Below are 12,612 nucleotides of genomic sequence, written 5' to 3'. Positions count from 1 at the left end.
AGTAGTTGAGTGTTTAGAAATATCAGATAGAGAGGTCATTTATGTCTATCATACTCGTAGCTGTTGATATCGCTGGCACCTTGCTCGACTATAAATAAGAATTCACCCCTACGGTTTGTTCAGCCATTCAAAAAGCCAAACGACTAGGGGTGAAGGTAGTGACTGCGACAAAACGTCCTATCGCAGGCGTTGAGGGCTTGCTAGAATAACTCAATCTCAAAGACCACGGCGATTATGTCAGTACCTTAAACAGTAGTTTGGTGCAATATTCCACAAATGGAGAATCTCTTGGATCCGAAGAGCTTAGCAATGACGTCTACCTCGACTTTGAGTTCCTGAGTCGAAAGCTTGGTGTCCACATGCCCGCTATCCCAAAAGAGGGGATCTCCCCGGCTAAGCGCTTTCTCGGTAAGTACACTGTCCTTGAGTCTAGTCTAGTCAATATGTCGATTTTTTAGCGCTCACCTGAAGAGCTGGCAGAAAAAGCCATTATCAATACGATGTGCATCGCTGAACCAAAGACTTTGGACGCTGCTATTGTCCTGATTCCTAAGCACTACCACGAGCGCTTCAATCTAGTCAAATCAACACCATTTAACCGCGAGCTACTCCCTATACCGGTAAGCAAGGGCCATGCCCTTCTCCATCTGGCTGAAACGATGGGCTGAGACATAGAGCAAACGATGGCTCTCGGTGACGTGGAAAATGTCCGGGCTATGTTTGAGGTTGTTGGCTACCCTGTTGTCATGGAAAACGGCAACCCAAAGCTGAAATAACTCGCCAAATACATCCCACTATCAAACGACGAAAGTGGCGTGGCGCACGCTCTTAGTGAGTGGGTGCGGTACTTAGGTATACTTCCACTACTGGACTCTCTGCCATAGAGCACGCCGACTATGTCAAAGCCTCAGACCATACCAATCTTCTCCAATGCTCAAGCTGGGCACACATCAAGGACAATTGGGGTAATTTGCGCCTCGGCTTTTACTAGTACGATGTCCTAGTCGCAAGCGCCAGTATACTCATCAAGTCTCTGCCCCGTGGCTTTACCATGCTCTTCATGCCACGTGGACCTATCATGGACTACCCGGATCAAGTGCCAGTTGCCTTCGTCCTATCGTCTCTAAATGCTTACGGTCAGACCACGAAAGCACTCTTTATCATGGGCGACCCTATGTTGCTTTTGCGTGAAGCTAAGCTCAGTGAGTTTGATTCTGCTAAGGTCAGGGCAGAAACGCTTGAGGCGATTGATACCCTTGAGGCAGCTGGGGTAAGCTGGACAGGGTGTACACCAGCCTTAGCAGAATCTCTTCATCCAGGCTTTGAAGCTAATCTCTATGTTGAAAGCTCCGACGTGAGCAACTTTGCCAATAAACCATGACAATCGCTCAGAACCGCTCGCAATAAAGGCGTTGCGGTACAGTTTGGTGGGAGCGAACTGTTACCTGACTTTGCTAAGCTGATGAAAAAGACCGAAGTACGTAAGGGCATGCATCGGCGAGGCTGAGACTATTATCCTAAAATGCTTGCCGCTGATCCTACTGATTCCTATGTCACTTTGGCGACCCTCAATATCCCAAAGCTCCTAGTGACACTGCAATAACAACTGGAAAAAGCGCGCCGTGAGAGGGTAACCTTCACTGACAATACACGCCAAACTAAGGTCACTTAGAATCAGCCGTCCATTTTGCGCTTGGACCACGAAATCGCCTTTCTCACAAAGAAAAAAGAGACTGCTAAACGAGACATCGTCCCCCGTGCGGCGACCATTTCTCTCGACTTTGGAGATACATCGGGAAATATCTCCTCTGGTATGGATGACGTCTCCAAGACCTATCATCCTGCCCACCTCATATAGTGTGAGACTGGCAGTCACGCCTTTGAACGCCAAAAGACTTGGCACTATATGGGAGGCATGGATACCGGTCTAGACAGTAGGCTCTTTCTGTTCAAATCCTACTTTGAGCCAACCAGAGAGGAGTTCGTCGGAGTGTTCAACCTTCCTGTCACCAAACCACTCTATGTCCTGTCCAACCTCGCCTACACCGTACGTAAATAACTAAGGAGTTCACTCTAATGACTTTGGACATTTTAGGGGACCATGAGTATCAAAATTACTTTGACACTTTGGAGTGCCACCCCACCTTTCAGCCGACGCTGATGGCTGCTCTGTTGCAAAAAAGAGGCAAGGAGCCGACTAACCTAGGCTTGCGTGTAAAGGGAGTGCCTACTGTTGCAGGGCTTGTCTTTACCCAGCCCAGGACAGGCGGGCAGTATAGGGAGCAGTACTTTGGACCCAATGTAAAAGACTACGCCTATCGGCAAGATACCTACCTACATCCAAGTGATTATGCTAAGGCTAATGGCGTGCTTGAGTTGGTCGGTGACCCATATGAGAGCTATCATGAGTTTGCCACCAACGGCAACCCTCTCGGCGAGTCTGATGAAAAGCTGATAAATACACGGACAAATCTTGGCTTTGAGTATGAGGGCTGTAATCCAGGCTAAACCGACGGGCGTTGGCTCTATGTCAAAGACCTATCTGCTTTGACAGCAGACACGCCTCACAAGTCCCTTTCTAAATAAGGGCGTCCGCTAGTCAAAAAAGTCCTCAGTTTTGGTATCAAAGTACGTCCTTTGACCCTAGACGAACTGCCGCTTTTCAAGGACATTTCCTCATCAACATCTGTCCTCCGTAACTACGCTGACAAGCCACTGTCTTACTATGAGTATACCTACTATAGCTTTGGTGAGCAAGCTGAGTTTATGGACGCAACGCTTAATTTCAAAGACTACTTTGAGCACTTATCAGCCGACCAAGACAAGCTGGCTAAGAAAATCTAGTAACCCCAAAAAGCTTTGGAGACAATCCCAAACTCTGAAAAATCACTCTACCAACTCAGTGAGTTTACTAGCCAGTTCTACACCTTCACAGTACGTAAAGTGGAAGCCCAAACCTTAATTGATAAGTACGGTGCTGAAGCCGTCATCCTATCTGGTAGTCTCTTGGTCTACACGCCTGTTGAGGCGATTTCCCTCTTTTCAAGCTCTTATACGGAGTTCAACAAGTTTTATGCTCCTGCTGACTTGCCAGCCTATGTCAGGAGAGAAGCTATCAAGCGCAATATTCCTTTCTACAACTTCTTTGGGATCCTTGGCAACTTTGTTGGCTCTGAGGGCGTTTTGCGCTTTAAGCAAAATACCACCGGCTAAATCATTCTCCGTCCAGGGCTTTTCCGCTACGATCCTTACCCTCCACTATACAAAGTCATCAGCACTATCAAAAAAGTGCTTAGTCGTAACAATACATCCTGCTCATAGCAGGTTGTTTTTTTAGGTTTATTCACGAAAGGCATCATGGATAACTTTAAATTCTTCTTTGGTGAGTGTGCTGCCTTTACCCATCTTGGTGTGGTCAAAACCCCAAGTGCGAATGTAAAATTTTGGTACTGCCCCGTTAAAGCTCACCCGGTTTAGTTCTTTCGTCCATCCCTTGTCATTTTCGGAGAGTACTTAGAATTCTTCTACGTTTTCAAATGTGAATTCTGCCATTTAATTTCCTCCACTGATTTATTCGGACTAATTTTTGATACCGGGACAACTTTTTTAAATATTTGTGCGATCTTCTATAGCACGTGAAAGTGTCACTTCGTCTGTGTACGCGAGGTCAAAGCCGACAGCGAGACCTCTGGGAAGTCGTGTCACCTCGATACCAGCTGGCTATAGGACACGTGATTTGTACATAGCAGTCGCTTCTCCATCGGCATTAGCATGGGCTGCGATGACAACCTCTGAGACCTCGCTATCCATCAAGCGTGTAATCAAGGACTTGAGGTCGATGTCGTCTGGTCCCCCACCATTCCTCGGTGATTTAAGCCCTTGCCGGAGACGGTAAAGTCCTTGGTACACTTGGATCTTTTCCATAACCGAGACATCCGTGCGGTCTTCTACGTCTCAAATCGTTGACTTGTCTCTGGTCTCCTCGGTACAACTACCACCCGGGTCGGCTTCTGTGAGATTGCCACAAATGGAACAATAAGTCAGCTCACGCTTTGCCGTCAGGAGATTTTTCGCCATCTCATTCACATCCTCACCGCTCATGTCAATCGTGTTATAGGCTAAGCGTGTAGGATTTGTTATTCCAGTACCCGGCAGTTTTGACAATCTCTCAATGAGTTTAGAACTCGGTGTTGGATAAAACACATTGCCCTCCTTTTGTGATTAGTTCGTGCGCGAGCTGCTAGAGCCATATTGGTTTAGAATATCCCTAGCAATCTGTTGGTGACTGTAGGTGCGGGTTGAGGCTGCTTGTGGGTACTTGACCACTACAGCGATGGTTTTACTTTCATCATAAGCGACAGCGTTGAGGTTTAGATTTGTTACAGCTGTCGCGTGAGCGTTTTGCGTGTAAGTTTCGGCCGTACTGGTTTTTCCGCTAATGGTAGTGACACTACTTCGCATTTGGCTCCCTGTAGCGTTGGCCGAGCTGCTCTTCACCACATTGTAGAAACCTTCTTGGATCAGCGCCATATCTCCGTCAAAAAGACTTACGGTCTTGAGCGTTGCTCCTGTGCTCTCTTTTGTCTTGTGCCCATTTGCGCCATCTTTGTTACTATATATGCCCTCATCAGGGTAGGTGGCTACCCGGTTACCACTGTTAGCCACTGTAGCGACATATTACGCTAACTGGAAAGGGCTGTAAGCGTCATATTGTCCAAAGGACTCAGACAAAGTTTCACTAACTGTTAAGCTGGGGGGGATCTAGCCTTCTGCTTCTGGCAAATCAAGTCCTGTCGAGGTTCCAAGACCTTACTCTGCATAGGACGCACGCAGTTTTGCCATAGCATCTTTGTAGCCTTTACTTTAGAGCGTTGAGCCTGCGGTGTAGTTTTGCCCCATGAGTGTGTACGCTATTTGCTCCATGTAGGTATTTGTGGAATATTCGAGCGCCTGTTCAGCAGTGATAGGCATGCTCCCTACGGTATACCAAGACTGAATTCCTGAAATACCTTGGTCGGAGAGGACTTCGTTGCCTGAGAGGACTCTGTTTTGCCAAGGCGCTCTGAGCGTTGCCCCCTTGACCACTGACCCTGGGGTGAAGTCGTAATTGATATTGTCTCAAATGTCGGTCGTGGCAGTGCTTGAGCCAACTTCGTGCTTGAGCCCCGCCATAGCCAGCACTTTACCTGTTGCCGGCTCAATCGCTCCTGCGGAGATACCATTTGATTTGTCCTCCTCACCATTTGTGTTCTCGGTACTGTATTCGTGCGGCAAGCTGGAATGAACTTTACTTTGGACATCATGGTTGTTGGTCTGCCTAAGGGAATTACCTGAGGAGCCTTTTTGAGTCACCTAGTCGCTGACAATTTAATTGTTTCGGTCATCCAGAAATGTCCTCACCGTTCACTCACCTTGCAATTCACTCTCGTAAGCTTTTGCGAGTTAAGCCGTTCCCACCCGGTCATTTTGCGACTAGCCTTTTTTGCGGTAGCTTCTAGCATCGTCTTTTGGCAGTCCTGTCTTTTCAAAGGTGATACTCCCCACTAGAATGGCTTTACTCGTATCTGCCACGTCCCGGTCCCAAGTCTTAGAGCTGGCTAAGCCTTTTAGAGCCGACTAGGCAGCCGTAATGGCAGCCATTTGCTCATCTGTAAAGTCCTCTGTAGTGATATTGTCCGGGGCAAAGTCCTGCACAGCATTCATCACGGTAAAGGCATGTACGTCACACTACTCCTCATCCGAGTAGTCACTAGCAGAGTCCGGAACACGAGCAGCCGAATTCCTATATATGGAGGCTTGAGAAAGGGAATTCCCGATAGAATCCACTTTTTTAGACTTTGGCAGCTCCTCATCCACCACTGTATAAGTCTCCGCAACTGCTAACTAGTAGTCCTTTTCGTCCCGGGTGCGGACAAAGGCGTCATCAAGTGTTACATAGTTTGGCAAGTGCGGCGCCAACTCCTCGATGTACTGAGTAGTCTTGGTACTGCTCCGTGTTATGGTAAATACATTTTTTGCGACATTGCAGACTAGGGCTGTCCCGTTGGCATCGTGGATTTGCCCCCGCTGGGTAGCCATTTCAACAGTGTAGGACGTTGCTGCGGTTAGCTTTTTATGGTAAAAAGTAGATTTGTCGAAATGCAACTGGACTAGCCGATAGAGCACTATAGAATCCAACTACGCTACTGCCATAACTAGAGCTTTCAAGCGAAAAAACTGATTAGTCCTGCGCTTAATCGTCTTTTTATGTTGTCGTTTAATCATTCACATCTCCATCTAATTCCATAGATTTTTTATCTCTTCCCAAAATACTCTGCTTACTATTTTATCACAAAAGGGGCAAAGTAGACTGATCCTTAAAGAAAATTCAGACAATACATTTGAACCCTAAAGAGTACCTGTTAAAATTCAGTTATTCACTGGGTTTTACAATTATTTGTCGAAATTTTCCATATCCGCCATGCAGGCTTTTGTAGCGTCATATTTAGTGTGGTAGTCGGCTAGTTCGTCCCGGTCTTTTTGGACGATACCTGGCTAGGCGTTAGCTACGCTACGCTCATTTGAGAGTGTGCTAGCGACCCTATCGAGTTCTTTTTGCTATTTGGCAAGTTCTTTACTAAGTCGTTCTAGCTCTTCTTCGAAATTGAGCAAGTCAGGCAGTGGCCGATAGATTACAGCTCCTGTGCTGACAGCACTCATGGACAGCACTGGTGCGGTCGTGTTGCTTGCAATCTCCAAGGGCTCTGAGGTCGTGAAGCGCTCGATGTAGTCGACATTATCGGCCACGAAAGTCTCAAGCGTTGGGTCTGTAGTTTTCTCCATTTGCGTGATAGGCTTGCTTGGTGCCATATTGACTTCGCTCCTAGCATTACGCCCTACACAACTAAGGTCTTTGAGTGCCTCAACGCCTGCGGCAGCTGCAGCATTTTCAAAGTCAGCACGCACTTCTGAGGAGCTAGCTGTGCCAATGGTGCTCTCAGTGATTTGCTCAAAAATACCCTGAGTCACAAATGGCATAATTGGGTGAAGCAAACGCAAGCTTTGGTCATAGGTGCATAGAATAACAAAGCGGGTCTTGACCCTTTCCGCCACGTTGTCGCTATTGAGCACTTCCTTGGTCTGCTCGACATATCAGTCCGCCATCTCATCCCAAATGAAGTTGGAGAGGATGTATCCTGCCCCACCAAACTCCACCTTGTCAAAGTCCTGAGTCACCTAGGCAATAGTCTAATTGAGGTTGTGGAGAATCCAGCGGTACGTCACGTTACCCGCTTGACTCGCTGCTACTTTCACTACATTTTCACGCGCTGCATCCAGCGTCTAGCCTTCGTTATTCATACGACTGTAGCTAGTAATGTTCCATATTTAATTGATGAAGTTCCAGCTGGCGTCCTTCTCTTCATAGCTGCAGCGCACGTCTTGTCCTGGTGCAGAGCCATTTGTTAGAATCCATCGTAAAGCGACTGCCCCATACTAGTCAATCCCTTCCATCGGATCATTCCCATTACCTAGTGACTTGCACTTCTCGCTCCCTTGTTCGTCCCGGATCAGACCATAACTAAGGACTCTTTCAAATGGACGGCACTCAGTGATCTCTATACTTTGGACAATTATGCGAAACATTCAGTAGAATACGATGTCATAGCCTGTCTCCATGGTTGCCGGTGGGAAGTAGCGCTCGAAGTCCTCTGCTTCTGTGTCAAACCAGCCCAGGGTTGAGATAGGCCACAAGGCTAAGCTATACCAAGGGTCTAGCACATCCTCGTCCTGCGTCCAGCCATCTCCTTCTGGCGCTTCTCCGCCCACGTGAATCTCTCCTGCTGCAGTATAGCAAGCAGGGATTTGGTGTCCCCACCCAAGCTGGCGAGCAATTATTCAGTCGTGGACATTTTCCATTCAGGAGAGTACAGAATCATTGCAGCGTGGTGGGTAGAGGTTGTCCTTGTTGTCTGTCTTTTAGTGTGCGATGGCATTTCTAGCCAACTCGTCCTTCTCGACTATCCATTGAGGAGATAAACGAGTCTCTACGGGCACACCTGTTCACTCAGAGTGTCCCACTCTGTGGACACGCCTTTCAATCTCGTCCAGATTGCCCAGCACTTGCAATCTAGCCACCGCTGCTTGTCGTGCCTCAAAGAGGTCAAGTCCTGCCATCTCACCAGCAAGCAGGTTCATAGAACCGTCGAGGTTCATGCCGGTGACCTGAGGAAGATTATGGCGTTGCCCCACATGGAAGAGGTTTGGACCGTGGGCTGGCTAGATTTTCACGACACCTGTCCCAAACTCTGGAACAGCTTGCTCTTCTGCTACGATTGGGATTGGTTTGTTGAGGATTGGGAGGATGCCGGTCTTGTCAATCAAGTCCTTGTAGCGCTCGTCCGCTGGATTGTCCGCCACTGCGTCATCCCCAAAGACGGTTTCTGCACGAGGGGCTGCTCCTTGCCGGTAGCCTGAGCCATCCTCGAGGGCGTAGTCGATAGGGTAGAGGGCACCTTCGACATCCACATGGACAACCTCGTTCTCTGAAAGCTCCGTGCGAACTGCTGGATTTCAGTCGATGTTGATCTCACCACGGTGAATCCAGCCTTTCTTGGAGAGTGCTACAAAGACCACGCGCACCACCTTTGACAGCCCCTCGTGGAGCGTGAAACGCTCACGTGCATAGTCAAGCGACAGGCCCATCTTACACCACTGTGACTTGAGGGTTGAGGTATACTCGTCCTTCCATTCCCAAACTTCGTCATGGAATACCTCATGTCCATGGTATTAGCGAAAAATGTTCTGCTCACGCAAGCGCGCCTCAACCTAGGCTTGCAACGCATTCCCTGCGTGGTCCATCCCTGGCAACCACTGTGTATCAAAGTCCTGCCTGCGCTTGTTACGCTTGATACTGACTTGCAGCGAGGTGTCCCCTGCGTGCCCCAAGGGGAGTTTACCAGTCATATTTGGTGGTGGAATCCCTATAGAGCAAGGTTTAGCCTTCTTGTCGCCAGACGGCTTTCACTCATCCTCGTCCAAGGACACTGTATAACGCCCGGCTTCAACCTGAGTCGGGTTGTATTTTGGTGAAAGTTCTTTCGTCTTGCAATTGCTCCTTTATTTTAGTTTTGTTTGCAACTGTAGCTAATCAATTATCAAAGTCGATTAGCTATAATGAACAGCTATACCGCTCCCACTCCTCTCTCCTATTCCCCCAAGTCTCATCACGGCACACGCGCCCTGCAGGGACTTGGATCTCCTCGCTGACCCTTTCAAGGGTGAAACCGAGTTTTCTGGCGACAGCTAGGCTTTGCTTGTTGTAGTCGTGGCAACTAAGGATAATTTTACCCAAAGCAAGCAGTTGTAATCCATCCTTGAGCATGGCACGTTCTGCCTGAGGCCCTATATCTTGACCCCAGTAGTCAGGGTGTAGCCGATAGCCCATCTCCAATACCCTATCGCCATGTCGGTGCGGAAAGTCGATTGAGCCAATGTCCTTGTTTGTGCCTTCCAAGGTAATGCCATAGCCACTGGGAATATTTTCCTTAGCCCAATTGCACGGATCAATTTGCTCTTTGTAGTAAAGCTCTTCTGCTACCGTCTCAACAGCTGGATAGCCAGCCGGTATACTCTCCTCTGGCAAACTAGCATAAGCAACGATGTCCACAGCTTCTGCCCTTGTGCGTTGACGTAGGTAGAACCGAGCCGTTTCGTCATCTGGCAAGTGATTAGTACTCATTTGTCCCCTACTCTTTACCATGGGTGTACTCCTCTCTCTAAAGCCCCAAGACCTAGCTATCATGACAACCATCTGTCTTTTTCATTTAAGCCCGTGGCCTTGTCTCTTGGGTAAAACCGAGCTCGTGAGCAAGGGCGAAACGGGCTTGGTTGTCGTCCCCGATGTTGAGGACTTTCTCGCTCAAGCCGAGGCGGTATAAGCCGTGGCGGATAAAGGCACTAGCCGCCACAGTCCCAAAGCCCTGTCCCCAATAGTCAGGGTGCAGCACATAGCCCATCTCTGCCATGTCCTCCTCACCAGACACGTGCGGGTGAAAGTCGATGGCTCCATTCACTTGGGCTCTGTCCTTTAGCTAGATGGCATACCTCCTGTGTATGCTGGATCTAGCGAAATTGTCTCTTATGATACTCTGGAGCTCAGCAGTAGAATGTTTAAACGGAAATCCTGCTAAGTTTGCGACTCGCTCCTGACTGGCATGGGCAAACATGGCAGGAGCGTCTGCCATTTCCACTGCACGTGAGCTTAGCCGCTCGGTTTCATGTACAGGCGAAACGGGCTGTTTAGCCCGTTTTTTCATCCTAGCAGGCTTCTTAAAACTACCCAAAGGCATGCTCCTGTCTGTCAGTTGGCGGTGAATCCGTTCTTTCCCAACTCCCATATAGACAGAGGGCGATAGCTTCCCATAGTCCAAGGGGCCATCCATCAAGTTGTTATCAGCCACCTTGCGGTTGCCAATCTTGGCCACGAAATGCCCGATAGTACCCAAGACGTCCTCCTGCTCCATGTCACTAAATAGAGTGAGGAGACTATCCATCATGATAGGAGCATCAATCTCATCCGACACTGCAGAGTCTTGCTTCGTCTTGGTCTGCCTATCCCAGTACGTACCAAAGCCCGCCTGCTCAACCTCGGCCATTATGGGCTTCGTCGGTGAATTTTGCGTGAACGTACTGTACTATCTGATTTGTGGCATCGCAGTATTCTGAGAAAAAAGCCCAATGCCAATGGTATCTGCCAAACTTTAAGCCGAGGCAGTGGTAGTGATATTACTGCCCCACTGCTCGAGCTGATAGCCCAGCACTACCACTGGATAGCCCTAGGAGAGTGTGTCTGTTTCCTACTCTTGCATCGCCTACTCCTAAATACCATAACTTCCTGCCAAACGACAATGACAAATATTTCTCATCCGCGGTACTACCCAATTTCGGGTGGAAGTCCCACTACTCAACTCTCTTGCTCACCATCTGCAAGGAGCTGTGCGGCATCCTGCAGACTTCTCAACACTACCGCTGTCTGTGAGACTGCGTGCCCCAAAACTCCTCTGAATAGCTTTATTGTAGCATAATTCTTCCCAACTAGCAACTAGTACTATCGTTGATCAAAGAGCCCAACTGGCAGGTCAGGAGAATCTTAAAACTCTAGACGAACATTGTAATCCAATCAACACATTGATTCCTTGACAAAGACTAATTATACTCGGGTTTCTCAAATTCACTATCCATATACTAGAGAGCTGATACTCTTACTAAATAATCAATGTTCGTTTTTCCTAAATAACTGATAAGTTGACTATTGATAATCACTATGAGTAGATGATACGGTCTAAATAGTTTATCTAAAAGCGTTCCTTTATCAATATTGTTAGGGACTAAAATATAGGGGACTAGTTTAATTAGGAGAACACTATACTCTATCTACCAAATTATTGTCCTCAATTTTAGTGTGCGGTATCTTCTTCTCAAAAACCTTAGAAAATTAAAACAGCCGATTATCTTATCAGTAAGCCCAAACAATACGTCAGATAGATGTTAACAAAAATTGTTATCGTTGAACAACAGTGTATTTAAAGCACCTATTAGTAAAACAATTCTTATATAATGAAAGCACTATAAGTCTAGATTATATTGCAACTCACGTTTTGATTCCTCCCATTCATGTTTCCACTGTTATTGCAGGGATGCTACTACTCAATTAGACTTTGAATCAGTTAGATGGCTATTAGAATTAAATAGTTCCCAAATGTATCCATCATTCAATAAAAATATATCAAAACTATCCTTTAATATATCAAAACTATCCTTTTCTGAATTTTTTCCGGATGGTTAAATTAAAAATTTGTGTCCCGATAAAGAATATCTAGAACTTTTTTTAGTTTGAATATCTCCTATAATCTTTTGAATATCCTTTCGCCTAGAATACCTCACGGACACAATATAGTCGATGCTATTCCTCCTAGTACTACTTACACTCCCTTAACTAGCACTTAGAATTGCTCCATTCCCTCCTGTACCCATTATCGTTTCATAGTCGATGATTGTAATCCAACTCTTTGTCCTTTTCTCACTCCTATTTGATACCTAAATTGATACCTGTTTAATCCAACAACTGTCCACTAGTACTATCGTTGACCTTAAAGCCCAACTGGCAGGTCGGGAGAATCTTTTTTGGCAGACTAGTTGGCCACCTTGTCCTGCCAGAAACGGTCTACGTCTTGCTTACTATCGTGGCGGACAGAAGCGTCCGCTGCTCGCTCATCCACATCTTCTTCGACGATTCCTTTCGCCTGAGGCATCGCCACTGCAGTATCCATCACTTGTTTGTTCATCCACTCTTCCTACTCTTTTGATAATGTTTCCTCGTAAATCATGACAACCTCTGTTTTTTATGATACCTCGATTATAGCATATTTTGATAAAGTACGTTTTCGGCAAATAAGCCTTGTCTCAAATAAGGCTTCATGATATTACTGTAAAGTAGCCGCTATAGTTAAATGGTATACTAGAGCTATGGTAATGCTCAGTTCCGAGTTCAATTCTCGGTGGTGGCTTTTTTCAACCCTTACAAAGCCCTATCTAAAGGGCTTTTTTGCGTTTTTTGTAGAACCCTTTCAATGT

At 47.0% G+C, this 12,612-nt stretch carries 8 protein-coding genes, 1 tRNA gene and 7 pseudogenes; 5 read left to right on the top strand and 11 right to left on the bottom strand.

The window, feature by feature from the left end; translation table 11 throughout:
- The first annotated feature begins 41 nt into the window (after nucleotides 1-41).
- From G5B60_RS03400 to G5B60_RS11320, 4 pseudogenes are all read left to right on the top strand, one after another.
- Nucleotides 42-884: pseudogene (locus tag G5B60_RS03400) on the top strand (HAD-IIB family hydrolase).
- 128 nt (nucleotides 885-1,012) lie between these two features.
- A pseudogene (locus tag G5B60_RS11330) lies at nucleotides 1,013-1,507 on the top strand (peptidoglycan bridge formation glycyltransferase FemA/FemB family protein); the annotation flags it as partial.
- A gap of 375 nt (nucleotides 1,508-1,882) precedes the next feature.
- A pseudogene (locus G5B60_RS11325) lies at nucleotides 1,883-2,059 on the top strand (peptidoglycan bridge formation glycyltransferase FemA/FemB family protein); the annotation flags it as partial.
- A gap of 17 nt (nucleotides 2,060-2,076) precedes the next feature.
- A pseudogene (locus tag G5B60_RS11320) lies at nucleotides 2,077-3,213 on the top strand (peptidoglycan bridge formation glycyltransferase FemA/FemB family protein).
- Nucleotides 3,214-3,339: 126 nt separating this feature from the next.
- Here G5B60_RS11320 and G5B60_RS03375 read toward each other — a convergent pair.
- From G5B60_RS03375 to G5B60_RS03325, 11 genes and pseudogenes are all read right to left on the bottom strand, one after another.
- Nucleotides 3,340-3,552: pseudogene (locus G5B60_RS03375) on the bottom strand (YdbC family protein).
- 54 nt (nucleotides 3,553-3,606) lie between these two features.
- Nucleotides 3,607-4,203: pseudogene (gene recR / locus G5B60_RS03370) on the bottom strand (recombination mediator RecR).
- Between the two features lie 18 nt (nucleotides 4,204-4,221).
- Nucleotides 4,222-4,665 carry a penicillin-binding transpeptidase domain-containing protein gene (locus G5B60_RS03365; RefSeq protein ID WP_164682674.1) on the bottom strand — a complete coding sequence of 148 codons (444 nt, stop codon included), beginning with the start codon at nucleotides 4,663-4,665 and terminating at the stop codon, nucleotides 4,222-4,224.
- A gap of 198 nt (nucleotides 4,666-4,863) precedes the next feature.
- Nucleotides 4,864-5,112 carry a penicillin-binding transpeptidase domain-containing protein gene (locus tag G5B60_RS11755; RefSeq protein WP_430523655.1) on the bottom strand — a complete coding sequence of 83 codons (249 nt, stop codon included), beginning with the start codon at nucleotides 5,110-5,112 and terminating at the stop codon, nucleotides 4,864-4,866.
- Nucleotides 5,113-5,118: 6 nt separating this feature from the next.
- The gene (locus tag G5B60_RS03355) at nucleotides 5,119-5,352 is read right to left on the bottom strand and encodes a hypothetical protein (RefSeq protein WP_164682670.1); all 234 of its coding nucleotides are present in this window, start codon (nucleotides 5,350-5,352) and stop codon (nucleotides 5,119-5,121) included.
- A 531-nt stretch (nucleotides 5,353-5,883) separates the two neighbouring features.
- On the bottom strand, nucleotides 5,884-6,177 hold the full coding sequence (locus G5B60_RS03350; RefSeq protein ID WP_164682668.1) for a hypothetical protein: 294 nt from the start codon (nucleotides 6,175-6,177) through the stop codon (nucleotides 5,884-5,886).
- Nucleotides 6,178-6,432: 255 nt separating this feature from the next.
- Nucleotides 6,433-9,024 (bottom strand): annotated as a pseudogene (locus G5B60_RS03345) (valine--tRNA ligase).
- A gap of 124 nt (nucleotides 9,025-9,148) precedes the next feature.
- The gene (locus G5B60_RS03340) at nucleotides 9,149-9,739 is read right to left on the bottom strand and encodes a GNAT family N-acetyltransferase (protein WP_164682666.1); all 591 of its coding nucleotides are present in this window, start codon (nucleotides 9,737-9,739) and stop codon (nucleotides 9,149-9,151) included.
- A 64-nt stretch (nucleotides 9,740-9,803) separates the two neighbouring features.
- A complete protein-coding gene (locus tag G5B60_RS03335) occupies nucleotides 9,804-10,052 on the bottom strand; it encodes a GNAT family N-acetyltransferase (RefSeq protein ID WP_164682664.1) in 249 nt (82 codons plus the stop codon).
- 18 nt (nucleotides 10,053-10,070) lie between these two features.
- A complete protein-coding gene (locus G5B60_RS03330) occupies nucleotides 10,071-10,634 on the bottom strand; it encodes a hypothetical protein (protein ID WP_164682662.1) in 564 nt (187 codons plus the stop codon).
- 1,536 nt (nucleotides 10,635-12,170) lie between these two features.
- Nucleotides 12,171-12,323, bottom strand: coding sequence for a DUF1912 family protein (locus G5B60_RS03325; RefSeq protein WP_277423782.1), 153 nt, complete (start codon nucleotides 12,321-12,323; stop codon nucleotides 12,171-12,173).
- A gap of 151 nt (nucleotides 12,324-12,474) precedes the next feature.
- On the opposite strand from G5B60_RS03325, the gene G5B60_RS03320 reads away from it, so the two are divergent.
- Nucleotides 12,475-12,545: transfer RNA gene (locus tag G5B60_RS03320), tRNA-Thr, on the top strand.
- The last annotated feature ends 67 nt before the right edge of the window (nucleotides 12,546-12,612 follow it).

Origin of the sequence: Streptococcus hyointestinalis, from assembly GCF_011039275.1 — a bacterium.
Classification (GTDB): domain Bacteria; phylum Bacillota; class Bacilli; order Lactobacillales; family Streptococcaceae; genus Streptococcus; species Streptococcus hyointestinalis_A.
Note: the sequence above shows the minus strand (reverse complement) of the source record. Positions and strands in the feature narration are given on the sequence as shown.

What these genes read in the sequence shown, in the direction of transcription:
- G5B60_RS03330 (WP_164682662.1), bottom strand. Translation starts at nt 10,634, where the DNA reads ATGGCCGAGGTTGAGCAGGCGGGCTTTGGTACGTACTGGGATAGGCAG.
- G5B60_RS03340 (WP_164682666.1), bottom strand. Translation starts at nt 9,739, where the DNA reads ATGGTAAAGAGTAGGGGACAAATGAGTACTAATCACTTGCCAGATGAC.
- G5B60_RS03325 (WP_277423782.1), bottom strand. Translation starts at nt 12,323, where the DNA reads ATGAACAAACAAGTGATGGATACTGCAGTGGCGATGCCTCAGGCGAAA.